Here is a 15,596-nt window from a genome sequence, read left to right as displayed (position 1 = left end):
GATTATTCGTCGCTGTCCTGCTCGCCGTCGGGCGGGCCCATTTCGGATGTCGGCACTTCGTCTGCTGCCACATCCTCGTCTTCGTCCTCGTCGTCCTGCGAGGCAAGGCCGGAGGGTGCGGAGACCTGCGCGATCACGAAGTCGCGGTCGATCACAGGCTTGGCGCCTTCGGGCAGCTTGACGTTCGAGATCGTCGCGCTGTCGCCGATTTCGAGGCCGGAGACATCGACCGTGATGCTTTCCGGGATGTCGGCCGCGGTCACGACCAGTTCCACCTCGGGCCGGACCAGGGTCAGCACGCCGCCCTTCTTGAGGCCGGGGGATTCTTCCTCGCCTTCGACTTCGACGCCGATGAACAGGTTGATCTTGGTCGAGCGCTTGAGGCGCATCAGGTCGACGTGGGTCGGCAGATCCTTGACCACGTGGCGCTGAACGTCGCGGCAGATGACGCGCACGTCGTCATGACCATCGACCTTGAGATTGAACAGGGTCGCCTTGAAGCGGCCCTTGCGCAGCATGGTCAGCAGCTTGTTGAACGGGATGTTGATGGGAAGCGGGTCTGCGTCGCCTCCGAAAACGATCCCCGGTACCATGCCGTCACGGCGTGCCTGACGAGCGGCGCCCTTGCCTGTCCCCGTCCGTACCTGGGCTTCAAGATCTGGAATCTCTCCGGCCATTTTAATCTCCAATATGTTACGGGACGCCTCCAAGGCTGTCGTCCCTGCGGATCGGGCCGCCCCGAGGAGCGCACCCGCATGAAGCCGCGCGTATAGACGCGAAATGCCGCCATGAAAAGGGTAAAACTGCGTTCGGCCCCTTGGCTCCGCCGTGGGAGCGTGGCAGGGGGTGGCATGGGCTTCAAACACGATCTTTACCTGTCGCGCCGACCGCTCGCCGGCTTTGTCGCCATCGGCGTCTCGTGGTCCACGTACTTTGCGCAGATGCCCGTCATCAAGGCGCAGGTGGGCGCCAGTGACGGGGCCTATGGCGGTGCCGTGCTGCTGGCGTCGCTCGGGGCGATCGCGGCGATGTGGCTGGCGCCGATGTTCCAGCAGATGTTCGGCCGGATCGCGGTATCGGTGGGTATCGTGATCGTCGCCATGGGGATGCTGACTTCGGGCACGTCGGCCACGCTGGTTCTGCTGGTGGGGGGCATGGCGCTGGCCTCCATGGGGTCGGGCGTCGTGGACGTGCTGGTGAACGCGCGCGTCTCGGACATAGAGGCGCGCCACGGGCGCAGCCTGATGAACCTCAACCATGCGCTCTACAGTTTTGCCTATGCCGGGGCCGCGCTGGCCACCGGTGCCCTGCGCGAGGCGCGCGTGGGGACGGTGACGGTGTTCCTTCTGCTGGCCGGACTGCTGATGATTCTGGCGCTGGCCGCCCGTGACCGGGTGGCGGATGTCGAGGAACCCGCGCTGTCCGACATGCCGGGCGAGATCCCCCATGCCGTCGTCCTGCTGGTGGGGCTGGTCGTCTTGACCGCCTTTCTGGCCGAGGCGGCCGCCGAGGGCTGGTCGGCGCTGCATCTGGAGCGCACGCTTGGCGGCACCGCGGGCGAGGGCGCGCTGGGGCCGGCGGCGCTTGGCTTGATGATGGGCATCGGGCGGCTGTTCGGGCACAGCCTGTCGCGGCTTGTCCGCGATACCCGGCTGATGCTGCTGGCGACCCTGCTGTCCGCGCTGGGCATCGGGCTTGCGGGGGTTGCCCCCAGCGTGCCGGTCGCGCTGCTGGGTTTCGCCATCGGGGGGCTGGGGATTTCCGTCGTCGCGCCCCTTGCGCTGGGGTTGCTGGGGCGGCTTGTCACGCCTGACGTCCGGCTGGCCGCGATCAGCCGTGCGTCGGTCCTCGGGTACGGCGCGTTCTTTTTCGGACCGCCGCTGATGGGGCTCGTGGCCGAGGGTTTCGGCCTGAGGGCGGCCTTTGTCGTGGTGGCGGCGATCCTGTGCCTTACCGCGCTGGCGGTGATGCCCGCGCTGGCGCGGCGCAGCATGGCGGGGCAGGCGGGGCCTAGTCCCGCGCGGTGATCAGGTGCCCGCCCTGGGCCAGGACACGGTCGTACAGCGCGAACTCGGGCGCGCGGGCTTCGCGCAGGCGGGCCAGTGTTTCGGCGCTCAACCCGGTGTCCGCCCCCGGCGACACGTTGCGCGGCTTCAGCGTGACCTCGGTCCGCAGCCGGTCGGACATGAACCGCCGGAAGTCCGCCTGATGGGTGTAGGCGAAGATGTGCTGCGCCATCACCGTTTCCTTGCCGTCGGTGAGAAAGTTGAACTGGCTGCCGATCTGCGCGCGCGGCGGCGGATCGTCCCCGATGACCTCGCGCACGTAGGTGTCGAAGCTGATGTCGCGGGTGCTGAGATCGGTGCCCAACAGCCTGTCCGACCCCCGGTAGCGGTACCAGCTGGCGATCTGGTCGGTCGGGTCGCGCATGATCGCGACCGCCTCGGGACGGACGCCGAAGGTATCTTCGAGGAACGGGGCGATCTTGCGCGAGAACCGCAGCGCGGTGACGTGCTTGCGGTTCTTGGCGAAGACGATTTCGGCCTTGGGACGCAGCGCCATTTCCACGGCCGTGGTCCCGGTCTTTGGCGTGGCCAGAAAGGCGAGGCCGTGGCGCAGGAAGATCAGCATGGCCCCGGCCTGCCTCCCTGTATCATGGCTGCCATACGCCGCCGAAGTCCTGCGGGATCAGCAGGTTGTGGCGGCCGAGATCGGATACCTTGGTGACGCCGCAGAGGGCCATGGTCACGTCCATTTCCTTCTGGATGACCTCGAGCGCGGCGGTCACGCCCTTCTGTCCCATCGCGCCGAGCCCGTAGATGAAGGCCCGACCGATGAAGGTGCCTTGCGCCCCCATCGCGACGGCCTTGAGCACGTCCTGGCCCGAGCGGATGCCGGAATCGAGATGCACTTCGACCTGATCGCCGACCGCGTCCAAAATCGACGGCAGCATCGCGATGGAACTGAGCGCCCCGTCAAGCTGCCGCCCGCCGTGGTTGGACACCACGATGGCATCCGCGCCGACCTTGACCGCCATCCTTGCGTCCTCGGCGTCGAGGATCCCCTTCAGGATGACCTTGCCGCCCCATTGTTCCTTGATCTTGGCGATCTTGTCCCAGTCCAGCGTCGGATCGAACTGTTCCGCGCTCCATGCGCCGAGCTTGGAATTGTCCTTTATGCCCTGCACGTGGCCGACGATGTTGCCGAAGTTTCGCCGCTTGGCGCTGAGCATCTCGATGCCCCAGCCCCATTTCGTGGCAAGGTCCGCGATGGTGCGCGCGGTCAGCTTGGGCGGGGCGGACAGGCCGTTCTTGATGTCCTTGTGCCGCTGCCCCATGATCTGCAGGTCCAGCGTGATGACCAGCGCCGAGCAGTTCGCGTCCTTGGCCCGCTGGATCAGGCGGCGCACGAAATCTTGGTCCCGCATCGTGTAAAGCTGGAACCAGAAGGGCGCGCGCGTGGCTTCGGCCACGTCTTCGATCGAGTTGATCGACATGGTGGACAGGGTGAAGGGCACGCCGAAATCCCGCGCGGCGCGGGCGGCCTTGATCTCGCCATCCGCGCGCTGCATCCCCGTCAGCCCCACGGGGGCAAGCGCCACGGGCATCGCGACGTCCTGTCCGATCATCTGGCTGGCGGTGCTGCGGCCCGACATGTCCACCGCGACGCGCTGGCGCAGGCGCAGCTTGTCGAAGTCCGTGCTGTTCTCGCGGAAGGTCTGTTCGGTCCAGCTTCCCGATTCGCAGTAGTCGTAGAACATGCGCGGCACCCGGCGTTGGTAGATGCGCTTGAGGTCCTCGATGTTCGTGATGACAGGCATGGGCAGGCTCCGATATTGGTCTGCTTTCCTTACCAATCGGCCGATTTGAAGGCAATCGAAAGGTTTTGCTTGATTGGTTCGATATTGAACTATATGGATATGGTGCAATATCGAACCAAATGGAGCCTGCCATGTCCCTCTCTCGCCGAAAGGCCATCTCGATCATCGGTGGGGGCACGATCCTCGCCGCCACCGGCGCCGCCGCCGGATTCCTGACCACCCGCCAGCCTGCGGACGCCCGCCGCCCCTGGGCGCTGGCGGGCAGTTACGACGACCCTCGCCTGAACGCGGTGAGTTTCGCGCTGCTGGCGCCGAACCCGCACAACCTGCAACCCTGGCTGGTCGAACTGAAGGGGGAGGCGGGGTTGCTGCTGCACCGGGACCCGGCGAGGCGGCTGCCCGAAACGGACCCTTTCGATCGGCAGATCTTCATCGGTCTGGGATGTTTCATCGAACAGATGGTCCTCGCGGCGGGTGCGGCAGGTCATGCGGTGGACCTGACGCCCTTCCCTGAGGGGGAGACCGGCCCTGTCGCGCTGGCGACGTTCCACCCGGGCGGCGCGCCGGATCCGCTTGCGGCGCATATTCTGGACCGGCGTTCCTGCAAGGAGCCGTTCGAGGACCGTGCGCTTCCGCGTGACGTGGTGCAGGCGCTGGAACCGCTGGCCGATATTCACACCGAGGCGTCCATGGTCGCCGCACTGCGTGGCCTGACCTGGGCGGGCTGGGAGGTGGAGGCCCTGACCCCGAGAACCATGCAGGAAAGCGTCGACCTGATGCGGTTCGGCAAGGCCGAGATCAACGCCGATCCCGACGGGATCGACCTTGGCGGGCCGATGCTGGAAAGCCTGATGCTGCTGGGGATCGTCAACCGGGCCGCCCAGGCCGACCCCGACAGCACCGGTTTCCGGCAGGGGGGCGAGATCTATCGACGGATGCTGGCGGCGACCCCGGCCTACGCCGTCCTGACCACCGCCTCCAACACCCGTCTGGACCAGATCGCGGCCGGGCGCCGCTGGCTTCGGCTCAACCTCGCGGCGACGCGCCTCGGTCTGTCGCTTCACCCCGTCAGCCAGACGTTGCAGGAATACCCCGAGATGGCCGTTCACCGCGCCCGCGCACATGCGTTGCTGGCGTCCGGGGGGCACACGGTTCAAATGCTGGGGCGGTTGGGCTATGGTCCGGCGACACCGCGCACGCCGCGCTGGCCACTGGAGGCGAAGCTGATTGCCACATGACACCGACACCGCAACCGTCGATCCGAAGGTCCTGTTCGAGGTCTTCAAGGAGATCGGGATCATCGAACAGCTTTCGCGCAACCAGCTGGAAGCCCGGCTGCCCGATGGGTTGATCGGGCCGCACTTCGCGGTGCTCAACCATCTGGTCCTGCGGGGCGACGGGGCGGTGCCGATCGACATGGCCCGTGCATTCCAGGTGCCCAAGACGTCGATGACCCATACGCTCAAGGGTCTTGCGGCACAGGGGCTGGTGGAACTGCGGGCGAACCCGCTGGACGGGCGGTCCAAGACCGTCTGGCTGACCCCGGCGGGGCAGGCCCTGCGCGACCGCACGATCGAGAGGCTCTTGCCCGAGTTGGAGGCGCTGGCGGGGCAGGTGGACGTGGGCGCGCTGGCCGGGGTCCTCCCGGTGCTGGTACGCCTGCGCGAGGTCATGGACGCGGCGCGCGACTGATCGGGCGGCACCGCCCGGCGTCATCGACCAGCCGGTGATGCCCCGGAACCCCTGTCTGCTTTCCGGCTCAGGCGGCGTGAGCGCCGTCTGCAAGGCTCTTGACGAAGGCCAGCACGTCTTGGGTGCTGTCGCCCTTGGCGATGCGCGACACGATGGCGGAGCCGACGACGACGCCGTCCGCGACTTCGGCGATGGCACGTGATTTCTCGGGGGTGTTGACCCCGAAGCCCACGATCACCGGCAGGCCGCTCGCCTTCTGGATTCGGGTCACCTCGGGCGCGACGTCAGCCGCCTCCGCCTCGGCGGAACCTGTGATGCCGGTGATCGACACGTAGTAGACGAAACCGGAGGTGTTGCTGGCGACACGGGGCAGGCGCTTGTCATCTGTCGTGGGCGTGGCGAGCCGGATGAAGTTGAGCCCCGCGGCCTGTGCGGGCAGGCAGAGCTCCTCGTCCTCCTCGGGGGGCAGGTCGACGATGATGAGACCGTCGATGCCCGCGGTGGCGGCCGCCTTGAGAAACGCGTCGACCCCCATCGAGTAGATCGGGTTGTAGTATCCCATCAGCACGATCGGAGTCTCGTCGTCCTCCTCGCGGAACGCCTGCGCCATGTCGAGCGTGCGGCGCAGGGTCATCCCGCCTTCGAGCGCGCGCTGGCCGGCAAGCTGGATCGTCGGGCCGTCGGCCATGGGGTCTGTGAACGGCAGGCCGAGTTCGATGATGTCCACCCCTGCGCCCGGCAGGCCGCGCATCACGTCCAGCGATCGGTCGTAGTCCGGGTCGCCCGCCATGATGTAGGATACGAAAGCCTTGCGGCCCTGCGATTTCAGCGCGGCGAATTTGGCGTCGATACGGGTCATGGACGGGCCTTTCGGTATGGTGGTACCGCTGCATGCCCAAACTCGCGGCAAAACGCAATCGGCAGCATCGCGACGGCGCGGATTTTGCGGCGCACCCGTATGGCGGGAAGAAGCCTTTTTCACTTGTTTTCGGGCAAAGTCCTGGACTTTAGTAGGTCCATGTCCCGGCTTGTTGCGTTGAAAGTACCCCGCGATGCGGATTCCCACCCCTACATCGTCATGTCGGCCAGGCGTGCGGGAACACTGCTGAAGAAGGGAGATGTATTTTGCGTGCTGGCGCGCGCGGGTACGGACAAGCGGGTCGAACTGGCCGTTCCCTTCACCGGCCGGATCGAGCAGACGGATGCCCGGGTGAACCAGATGCTGACGGAACCGGGCGCGATACTGGCGCGGTTCCGGCAAGTGGATGAGCAGGCAGAGGATGCCGGAGCGGCGACTGCGCAGGCCGACGGCGCGGCGCGCGAGCGCGCGGAGGCGGACAAGGCCGCTGCCGCACGCGCGAAAGCCGACGCCGACAGGGTTGCCGCCGAAGAGGCAAAGGAAGCCGAAGCCGACAGGGTGGCCGCCGAAGAGGCGAAGAAAGCCGAAGCCGACAGGATGGCCGCCGAAGAGGCGCGGAAAGCCGAGGCCGAGAAGGCCGAGGCGGAGCGGCAGGCCGCGGAACAGAAAGAACAGGCGCGGCTGGCAGCGGAAGAGGCCAAGGCGGAACGCCAGGCCGCGTCCTGGCGCAGGAGTGTTGCTGAAGAAAAGCGGTTCAATCGGATGGTCCTGATGTTCGCCTTCCTCGTTTTTGCGGTCGGCGGCGGTCTGGGTGCGTGGCTCTATTCCGTGAACGGAACCGAAGATCGGGTCACCTTTTCCAAGCCCTCTCAGACCGCGGCGGAGCGGGCCGCGCAAGCCCGGAAGGACGCAGAGGATGACGCGCGACTTCAGGCGGCGCTCGACGCGCCGCGCCGGGCTCGGGAGCGCGAACAGGCCGAAGCCGCCGCGCGCGCCCGCAAGGCCGAGGAGCGCGCCGCCGCCGCTGCGGCGCAAGACGCGCGCCAGGCGGCGCCAATGCAAGAAAAGCGCAATGGGTTCCACACGGTCACATACGACAGCGGCGGCGTCTATCGCGGCCATTTCAAGGATGGCAAACGGCATGGGCAGGGCACCTATGACTACGCCAGTGGCAACCGCTACGTCGGCGAATGGCAGAATGGCCAAAGGCACGGGCAGGGTGTCTTCACCTTTACGACCGGAACGGTTTACGAAGGAACGTTCGAGGATGGCAAAGCAAAGGGAGACGGCGAAGCGCGCATCCGCAATGGCAACCGCTTCAAGGGCAATTTCATGGGGGCGTTCGGCGATGCGCGCGGGATCATGTATTTCGCCAGCGGCGCGGTGCGCCGTGGCTGGGTGAAAGACGGCAAGTTCTACGACCGAAACCCCTTTCCGGGAAAGGCGAATCTCTCGCGGCCGCGCAGAATAATCCGTAGCGGTGAGAACAGGCGGCGGCACAGCGTCGACAGCCAGCGCGGGCAGACCCGCTACGAGGCGGCCACGCTGAGGCCGGGGCACGACGCCTTTTTCACCTCCGCCCCCCCACTATTCCAGACCTGGTTACGCACGGGTCGAGCGGAGCGACCACTTCGAGGCGGTCGAACTGGATACCTTCCATCTGCTTCTGCTGGGTCCCGAAGACTGCTGGAGTTCGGTGAACACCTGGGGCGTGGCGCGCTATGCCGGAACGCCCGATGCGCTGAAGCGTTGGCGCGACCGCATGGAGCGCAAGCGGAACGTCAAAGTCCACGATACCGAATTTCGCGCATTGGAGATTGCCCGCCGGGATCTGAGGAAGCTGCGCTCACGCTACATCGACCGATCCTCCGATCCGCAAGGTGCGGACCGGCGCCTGCAGATTGCCAAGCATGGCAATCTGCCCAGGGACATGTGCGACGGCAAGTTCCGCTATCAGGAATTCGACCGTTTCGATTGAACGCGGCTCTTCCCTCCGGAAAAACCGCACCTATATCCCGGATATGAATTACCTGCTTGCCATCCTGCTGCCGCCGCTCTCGATCTTTCTGACGGGGCACCCGATCCTCGGGATCGTGATCTTCCTGATCTGGATTCCCGCCCTGCTGTTCAGCGGTGGGCTGACCCACCCCATGTTCATCCTGCTGGCGTGGTTCCTGATCTTTTCCTCGCGCGAAAAGGCCGCCCGCGCCGAGGACTTGCGCGCGCGCCGCTGACCCCCTAGGAGGGCGCAGACGCAGGAACAAGGGGCCGGATCATGGGTTTCAAAATGGGTATCGTCGGGCTGCCGAACGTCGGCAAGTCCACGCTCTTCAACGCGCTCACCCGCACGGCGGCGGCACAGGCCGCGAACTTTCCCTTCTGCACGATCGAGCCGAACGTGGGCGAGGTCGCCGTGCCCGATGCCCGGCTGGACAAGCTGGCCGATATCGCGAAATCCAATTCGATCATCCCGACCCGCATGACCTTTGTCGATATCGCGGGTCTGGTCAAAGGTGCGTCCAAGGGCGAAGGGCTGGGCAACCAGTTTCTCGCCAACATCCGCGAGGTGGACGCCATCGCCCATGTCCTGCGCTGTTTCGAGGACGGGGACGTGACCCACGTCGAGGGCCGGGTCGATCCCGTGGCGGACGCCGAGACCATCGAGACCGAGCTGATGCTGGCGGACATCGAAAGCATCGAGAAGCGTCTTCAGAACATCGTCCGCAAGGTGCGCGGCGGTGACAAGGAAGCGGTCCAGCAGGAGCGGCTGATGCGCGCGGCGCTGGAGGTGCTCGAAGCGGGCCAGCCCGCCCGCGTGGTCGAGGTGGACGACGAGGACCGGAAGGCCTGGCGCATGCTGCAACTGCTGACCACCAAGCCCGTGCTTTACGTCTGCAACGTGGGCGAAAGCGACGCGGCGGATGGCAACGCGCTTTCGGCGAAAGTGGCCGACATGGCCGCGGCGCAGGGGAACGCCCATGTCATCATCTCCGCCCAGATCGAGGAGGAGATCAGCCAGCTCGACCGCGAAGAAGCGGAGATGTTCCTCGAGGAGATGGGCCTGACCGAAGCGGGGCTCGACCGGTTGATCCGGGCGGGCTACGAGCTGCTGCATCTCGAGACCTATTTCACTGTCGGCCCCAAGGAAGCGCGCGCGTGGACGATCAAGTCCGGCACCACCGCCCCGAAAGCCGCGGGCGTGATTCACGGGGACTTCGAGAAGGGGTTCATCCGGGCCGAAACCATCGCCTACGACGACTTCGTCTCGCTGGGCGGGGAGGGACCGGCCAAGGAAGCGGGCAAGATGCGCGCGGAGGGCAAGGGATACGTGGTCAAGGACGGCGACGTCCTGCACTTCCTCTTCAATACCTGACGGAGTCTTTGCGCCCCGACGGTGTGAACCGGATGCCCGGAACGGGCGGCTCCATCGGCCGGTGAACTGGTTTCGGCCTCCTGACCGGGGGCAGGGCATCGGGCGCGCGCCGGAACGGGGCCGTGCGACATGGTTCGGCGACCACGGGCCGGCCTCCCACATCGCCCCGCAACGCGCTGTTATTTCAACCCGTTGCGGAATCGAGGCAAAAACCGCTTGTTTTCCCTGAAGGCGCCCCATAGACACGTCGGCGGAGACGTGGCCGAGTGGTCGAAGGCGCTCCCCTGCTAAGGGAGTAGGCCCGGAAGGGTCTCGAGGGTTCGAATCCCTTCGTCTCCGCCACCCACCATTTTCATTGAACCCCATGGGACCGCTTGATAGCGTATAAGTTACTGAACTTATGCGCTCATCTGCGTTCGTTGATTTCATTGGCTTCGTTTCGATTGCGCTCTGTTCTGTTCATTTGGTGGTACGAACTGTGGTATTTTATATGGCCTATACCTCGGGAAAGCTGACGAAGAATCTGGTCCGAACGCTCGGCCCTGGGCGACATGGAGACGGCCACGGGCTGTATCTGGTGGTCGATCCATCCGGCGCGCGGCGCTGGATCGTCCGCGTCACGGTGAAGGGACAGCGGAATCGGCAGGGAAAGCCGCTTCGCACCGATTTCGGCCTCGGCGGTGCTGACGTCGTGACACTCAACGTGGCTCGTGAACGCGCCCTGGAGTACCGCCGCCTCGCCAAGCAAGGCCTCAACCCGAAATACCACAAGGATCAGGACGTGCCCTGTTTCGAAGAGGTCGCCCGGCAGGTCCACATCGAGCGCTTGCCGACCTGGAAGAATCCGAAGCACGGCCAACAGTGGATCAACACGCTTGCGGACTATGCCTTTCCCAAGATCGGCCGGATGCCGGTCTCGGATATCGACCAGCCGGAAATCTTGCAGGTGTTGTCGCCGATCTGGACCGAGAAACACGAAACCGCGCGCAGGGTGGCGCAGCGGATGAAGGCGGTCCTCGATGTGGCCCGGTCTCGTGGCTACCGCGAGGGTGAAAACCCCGTGGCGGTCGTGATGGACGCCCGTGTGCTGCCGCGCGTGAAGGCGAAGGTGAAGCACCATAACGCAATGCGCTGGCAGGATGTGCCCGCATTCTACGCGCAGCTCTCGCAACAAAGCGGCATGGCGGCCAAAGCGTTGATGTTCACCTGCCTGACCGGGTGCCGAACCAGCGAGGTTCTGCAAGCTGTCTGGGAGGAGTTTGACTTTGACGACTTGATTTGGACGATCCCAGAAGAACGCACCAAGACGGGTGCTGAACACCGCGTCCCGCTTACAGATCAGATGTTGGCAATTATCGAGCCATTGAAGGCACTGCGCTCTGAATGCGTTTTTGAAGGCCAGCGCCGGCACAAGCCGCTGTCGAACATGTCGATGCTGATGTTGCTCCGGCGTATGAATATCGACGGCGTGACCGTGCACGGTTTCAGATCAGCATTTCGGGATTGGGCTGCCGAGGAGGGTCATCACCCACGCGAGGTGGCGGAAATGAGCTTGGGGCACAAGGTCGGGTCGGAGGTGGAGCGAGCCTATGCGCGATCTGATCTTCTTTCCAGAAGGCGCGAACTGATGCGCGATTGGAACCATTTCGCTTGTTCGCAACGTGGGGGCTGATCTGTGGCAACTGAAATCGAACATGTCGCGGCAAGAATTTCCCACCTGTCTTTCATTTCGGAGTTTGACGCCGCGTGGCTCGCCATACGAGCGCTGCTAATAGCAACTAAGACGAAGGCCAACTTTTTGAAGCTGCATACCGGGCTGCTGGAGATTCGAGCTCGGGATCAGTACCTGAAGACCGGTAGGCGGGACGCACTGTGGCCAACCCCTGGCTCTGATCCATTGTTGCTTGAAGGCGCTGTTCGATATGCAGTGAAACAATGCGCCTTGGGTCAGGATGAAATGTGCCAGGACGTCATGCGCCTAGGAGATGTGCTGCGCCGGATCGTCATTCATGGGTCATCCAAGGGAACGGCATATGCTGACGCACAGGGGTTTGCCCAGCAAGAATATAAGAGCGTGCTCGATACGGAAGGGATCGAAGTCGCACGGAACTACCTAGGACGAAGTCCTCGATCACTACAGAAGCTATGGGCGCTCTACGAGCCGGTGCTGGCATATGTGTATTTGGACTACGCTCAAGCGCAACGACTCGCGGCGCGTGTTCCTGGTTTCGACCATTCGCACATTGTTCAGTTCCCGTATCTGTTCCGAGATCTCCTGAACATGGCAACGCATACCAAACCAATCAAACAGAAAAGAATGCAAGTCATTGTTTTCAAGTAGAAAGATGTTGCTTTTTCGATTGCGCTAGGACGTTTGCGGCAGGCTGGTCAATATGGATGTAGTCGAACGCAACCGAAGAAAGGCGATGTCGGAACAATGGAGATTTTTGAGAACGAACGTGTCTACGATGATGGTGACAAAGAGCTTGATCTTATCGCCCCTCGCGCGAAACGGGCGCAGTGGCGTCACCGGCGGGTGGGCCCGGCATGGGTCAAGTTCGGTCGGCGGGTGAAATACCTCGGGCGCGATCTGAACGCTTACATCGAAGAGAACCGCGTCTCTCCTGGTGATGCGGCATAGGCTCCAAAGTACAAAGCCCCGCACGGGGCGGGGCCTTGTCGTATTCGCGTAATCACCGGAATCCTAGGACAAACGCGCCCCAGATTTCAACCCCATGACAGATGCCGAACACCGGCAATCGCCAGCCCAACCGCAATTGGGTTGACGGGAAAGGTTTGCCCTATGGCGCGCAAGAAATTTGCCATGCTCAATGTCTCGCTGCTTAACTCAGCTGCTTTTCGCGGCCTTCGAAGTTGCACAGACAGAAACGTCTACTTCACCGCACATCTGAGTTCTCAGGCCGATTATTCCGGCTTGTTCAGATATCCACGTTCTCTCTTTGCATCCGAGGCAGGGATTACAGAGGAGCAGCTGCAAGTCTCGGTTCAGCGACTGAACGATGCGCAGTTGCTTGAATATGATTCAGAGGTCGAACTGCTCAGAATCTCTGGTTGGTTTCGGTCCATAAATTGTCCTGACAATCTCTCGCGCGTCCAGAACCTGGCGCAGGGTTATCTGTCCGGCGAACTGCCGACCACTGACATTTGTCGCCGCTCTATCGCTGAGTTCGTCCTGGGGTGCCTCGCTCGGGCGCAGCGTTTCAAAGCGGGCAGCGAGCACGGGCCGAAGATCGTCGATGAAATTCGCGTATTCCTGGCGACCGCGGGGGTCGTGTTTCGGAACCTGCGACCGTTTCTAGAGGAAGAGTTTCGGGAATACGGCGCGTCGGTTGCTCGCGAGTTCGAAGATGTGATGCTTGGTCTCGTAGAAGCGGAAGCCAAGATGCAGCGAGCAGCTGACAGAGTTCAGATGCAGGAGGCCATCAGGGTGGCGGCAGGGTGCGATCAGGGTGGGGACACCCTGCCGCCACAAGAGAAAAGAGAAGATTCAAAAAATACAAAAAAAGAAAAAATGGCCTTTCCGGATGACTTCACAGCCACTGGCGAGATTGACGGCAATCAGGCCGGGAAGAGTGCTCGCCCTTTAGCCGCGACCCTGAATAGTCCGTTAGTTCGCGCACTTCGCGCCTCGGCTTGATGTCGGGTGGGGTCATGAGTTCTGGTGAAGTGCAAAGAGCAAGGCGACCCGGTTCTAGGTCTTCGACCGTCAAACCGGGGCCTTGCGAGGGGCGGCAAGCCTCCCCTTCGAACCCCAACCGGACCGCGCGGGGCGCGATCCCCTCGGAGAAGCAGGAAGCCGTGTTCTTCTACTGCTCCTCCGAGGAAAAGGCGCTGATCCGGCAGGCGGCTGCGGATCGCGGACTGTCCATGTCCGCCATGCTTCGGCAGCTCGCCACGGGTGCGGCTCCGAAGCGGCGCAAGCCTGCGCCCCGTGTCGATCCCGCACTCGTGCTGGCTGTGTCCCGCTATGGCGGGAACCTCAACCAGATCGCGCGGTGGCTCAACACGGCGACCCGCGCGGGCCGGGCCAGCGAGATCGAGGCCCTGCGCGTGGCGGCGGCGCTGGTCGGCATCGAGCGGCGGTTGGCGGAGATCATCGCCCAGCACCGGAGGCCGCCCGGATGCTGATCAAGTTTTTCCCCAACGGCAAGGGCGGCGGCGCGGGGCCTGTCGAATACCTGACCGCCCGCACCGTGCTGGCCTATGACGACAACCGCGACTTGATCCGCGATGCATCCGGCCAGCCCATGACCGTGATCCGCGAACCGCTGCCGGAGGTCCTGCGCGGCGATCCTCAGGGCATGATCGACCTGATCGACGCTTGCCCGCACAAATGGACCTATCGCGCCGGTGTCGTCAGCTTCGCCCGCGAGGACGCCCCGACCGAAGACCAGCAGCAGGAGGTGATCGACCGTTTCGAGGAGATCGCCTTCGCCGGCCTCGACGCCGACCGCTACGCCTGCCTCTGGGTGCGCCACACCCACGAGGATCGCGTCGAGCTGCATTTCTGCACGCCGCGCATGGAGCTGCACAGCGGACGCAGCCTCAACATCGCGCCCCCCGGCTACGAACGCGCCTTCGACAGCCTGCGCGACCTGATGAACAAGACCCACGACTGGGCCGATCCCATGGATGTGGAACGCGCGGCCGAGGTCAAGCCGGTGTCCGAAGCGCCCGACCGCGCCGCCGGGCGCGACGGGCTCCATGCCTGGATCGGCGACCAGATTTCCATGGGGCTGATCGAGGACCGTGCCGGAATGATCGCTGCGCTGACCGATGCGGGTTTCGAAGTGCCCCGCGCGGGCAAGAATTACCTGACCGTCAAAGACCCCGAGACCGAAGAACGGTTTCGCCTGAGAGGAGAGATTTTCCATGAAGACTGGAGAGCCGAAGCAACGGCTGAGCGAAAAGCTGAACGCAGACATGGAGCGGATCAGGGCAGAGAACGCCGCCTCGATCGACGCACAGTTGCAGAGCTTCAGGACCGATTTGAAGACCATTGCCGAAAACGCGCTGGCTACAATCAAGACCGATACGGAAGGCTACCTGCTGCGCGTGAGGAAGCACCTCATGAGGCAGAGCGCGAACGCAGCGCGGCCGGAATGGAAGGCCCTGATGTGGCCGATGCTGGTGGCCTGCTGCCTGATGATCAGCGCCGGGGTCTCGACCTGGACGGTGATGACCTGGCTGATGCCCAACCTGAACACGATGGGGCTCCGGGTGATCGAGCGGCCGGAGGCGACCTATCTGATCCCGCGCAGCGGCCGGGCGGTGCTGGCCCGCTGTTCGCTGGCGGGGGAACCCGTGGACTGCCTCATGATCCCGAAGGAGTGAGCGATGGATGGTCTGACGCCGCTCGAACGCGAATTGCTGGGCTACGTCGAGCAGTTGACGGAAGCCTCGAAGGCATCCGCGCGGGAATTGGCCGCCTCCGGACAGGACAGGCGGACGGAACTGGATGGGTTGCGCGGCTCCATGATCGCGTTGCTCAGGTCGCAGCTCTCATTGGTCGAAGCCTTGAACGGCTGGATGCAGGATGGCCCCGACACCACGCAGGCCCCGTCGAAGCTGAAGGACAGCCTGTCGCTCGCGCTGGAGGCGCAGAAGCGCCTCGGGACGCGGTGAACGACGAGATGGGGGAGGACGTGCATGGGCTACGCCATTGATGGGCAAATCCGGCTCTCCGCCGGACACGCAACACTGAACAAGCAACACGCGACACTGAACAGGGGACAGGCAACACCGGACACTGAACACGCGACACGCGACACGCGACACGCGACACGCGACACGCGACCGTGGCCACTCAACACCGGACAGTCAACACGCAA

Annotated in this window: 16 protein-coding genes and 1 tRNA gene; 13 read left to right on the top strand and 4 right to left on the bottom strand. The window is 64.1% G+C overall.

Annotated features, from left to right (window positions below):
• Positions 1–2: 2 nt before the first annotated feature.
• Positions 3–677 (bottom strand): 50S ribosomal protein L25/general stress protein Ctc, encoded by a 675-nt coding sequence (locus BOO69_RS13475; protein WP_071972630.1) that lies wholly within the window; start codon positions 675–677, stop codon positions 3–5.
• Between the two features lie 174 nt (positions 678–851).
• On the opposite strand from BOO69_RS13475, the gene BOO69_RS13470 reads away from it, so the two are divergent.
• Complete coding sequence (locus BOO69_RS13470) at positions 852–2,027, top strand: MFS transporter (RefSeq protein ID WP_071972629.1); 1,176 nt, start codon at positions 852–854, stop codon at positions 2,025–2,027.
• Here BOO69_RS13470 and BOO69_RS13465 read toward each other — a convergent pair.
• Positions 2,011–2,631 (bottom strand): hypothetical protein, encoded by a 621-nt coding sequence (locus tag BOO69_RS13465; protein ID WP_071972628.1) that lies wholly within the window; start codon positions 2,629–2,631, stop codon positions 2,011–2,013. The two genes, BOO69_RS13470 and BOO69_RS13465, sit on opposite strands and share 17 nt — an antisense overlap.
• 22 nt (positions 2,632–2,653) lie before the next feature.
• Positions 2,654–3,820, bottom strand: coding sequence for an alpha-hydroxy acid oxidase (locus tag BOO69_RS13460; protein WP_071972627.1), 1,167 nt, complete (start codon positions 3,818–3,820; stop codon positions 2,654–2,656).
• A gap of 131 nt (positions 3,821–3,951) precedes the next feature.
• On the opposite strand from BOO69_RS13460, the gene BOO69_RS13455 reads away from it, so the two are divergent.
• On the top strand, positions 3,952–5,058 hold the full coding sequence (locus BOO69_RS13455; protein ID WP_071972626.1) for an Acg family FMN-binding oxidoreductase: 1,107 nt from the start codon (positions 3,952–3,954) through the stop codon (positions 5,056–5,058).
• Positions 5,048–5,512: a MarR family winged helix-turn-helix transcriptional regulator gene (locus BOO69_RS13450; protein WP_071972625.1), complete on the top strand. Its 465-nt coding sequence runs from the start codon at positions 5,048–5,050 to the stop codon at positions 5,510–5,512. The genes BOO69_RS13455 and BOO69_RS13450 overlap by 11 nt, the downstream gene beginning before the upstream one ends.
• A 67-nt stretch (positions 5,513–5,579) precedes the next feature.
• On the opposite strand, the gene trpA is transcribed toward BOO69_RS13450, so the two are convergent.
• A complete protein-coding gene (gene trpA, locus BOO69_RS13445; protein WP_071972624.1) occupies positions 5,580–6,371 on the bottom strand; it encodes a tryptophan synthase subunit alpha in 792 nt (263 codons plus the stop codon).
• A 99-nt stretch (positions 6,372–6,470) separates the two neighbouring features.
• On the opposite strand from trpA, the gene BOO69_RS13440 reads away from it, so the two are divergent.
• The 10 genes from BOO69_RS13440 to BOO69_RS13395 all read left to right on the top strand — a co-directional run bounded on the left by BOO69_RS13440 (position 6,471) and on the right by BOO69_RS13395 (position 15,431).
• Positions 6,471–8,396 carry an MORN repeat-containing protein gene (locus BOO69_RS13440; protein ID WP_083545529.1) on the top strand — a complete coding sequence of 642 codons (1,926 nt, stop codon included), beginning with the start codon at positions 6,471–6,473 and terminating at the stop codon, positions 8,394–8,396.
• On the top strand, positions 8,393–8,605 hold the full coding sequence (locus BOO69_RS13435; protein ID WP_071972622.1) for a hypothetical protein: 213 nt from the start codon (positions 8,393–8,395) through the stop codon (positions 8,603–8,605). The genes BOO69_RS13440 and BOO69_RS13435 overlap by 4 nt, the downstream gene beginning before the upstream one ends.
• Before the next feature lie 41 nt (positions 8,606–8,646).
• A complete protein-coding gene (gene ychF / locus BOO69_RS13430) occupies positions 8,647–9,744 on the top strand; it encodes a redox-regulated ATPase YchF (protein WP_071972621.1) in 1,098 nt (365 codons plus the stop codon).
• A 252-nt stretch (positions 9,745–9,996) separates the two neighbouring features.
• Positions 9,997–10,086: transfer RNA gene (locus tag BOO69_RS13425), tRNA-Ser, on the top strand.
• A gap of 148 nt (positions 10,087–10,234) precedes the next feature.
• Complete coding sequence (locus BOO69_RS13420; RefSeq protein ID WP_071972620.1) at positions 10,235–11,416, top strand: tyrosine-type recombinase/integrase; 1,182 nt, start codon at positions 10,235–10,237, stop codon at positions 11,414–11,416.
• Positions 11,417–11,419: 3 nt separating this feature from the next.
• The gene (locus BOO69_RS23070; protein WP_152455666.1) at positions 11,420–12,085 is read left to right on the top strand and encodes a hypothetical protein; all 666 of its coding nucleotides are present in this window, start codon (positions 11,420–11,422) and stop codon (positions 12,083–12,085) included.
• A 96-nt stretch (positions 12,086–12,181) separates the two neighbouring features.
• Positions 12,182–12,385, top strand: a complete 204-nt coding sequence (locus BOO69_RS13410; RefSeq protein ID WP_071972618.1) for a hypothetical protein — start codon at positions 12,182–12,184, stop codon at positions 12,383–12,385.
• A gap of 162 nt (positions 12,386–12,547) precedes the next feature.
• On the top strand, positions 12,548–13,402 hold the full coding sequence (locus BOO69_RS13405) for a hypothetical protein (RefSeq protein WP_071972617.1): 855 nt from the start codon (positions 12,548–12,550) through the stop codon (positions 13,400–13,402).
• Between the two features lie 14 nt (positions 13,403–13,416).
• Positions 13,417–13,893: a plasmid mobilization protein gene (locus BOO69_RS13400; protein WP_237267463.1), complete on the top strand. Its 477-nt coding sequence runs from the start codon at positions 13,417–13,419 to the stop codon at positions 13,891–13,893.
• Entirely contained in the window at positions 13,887–15,431 is a 1,545-nt protein-coding gene (locus tag BOO69_RS13395; protein ID WP_071972615.1) for a relaxase/mobilization nuclease domain-containing protein, read from the top strand. Before BOO69_RS13400 ends, BOO69_RS13395 begins: the two co-directional genes overlap by 7 nt.
• Positions 15,432–15,596 lie beyond the last annotated feature (165 nt).

Source organism: Sulfitobacter alexandrii, assembly GCF_001886735.1.
GTDB lineage: Bacteria > Pseudomonadota > Alphaproteobacteria > Rhodobacterales > Rhodobacteraceae > Sulfitobacter > Sulfitobacter alexandrii.
This window is presented reverse-complemented; position numbering and strand designations above follow the sequence as displayed.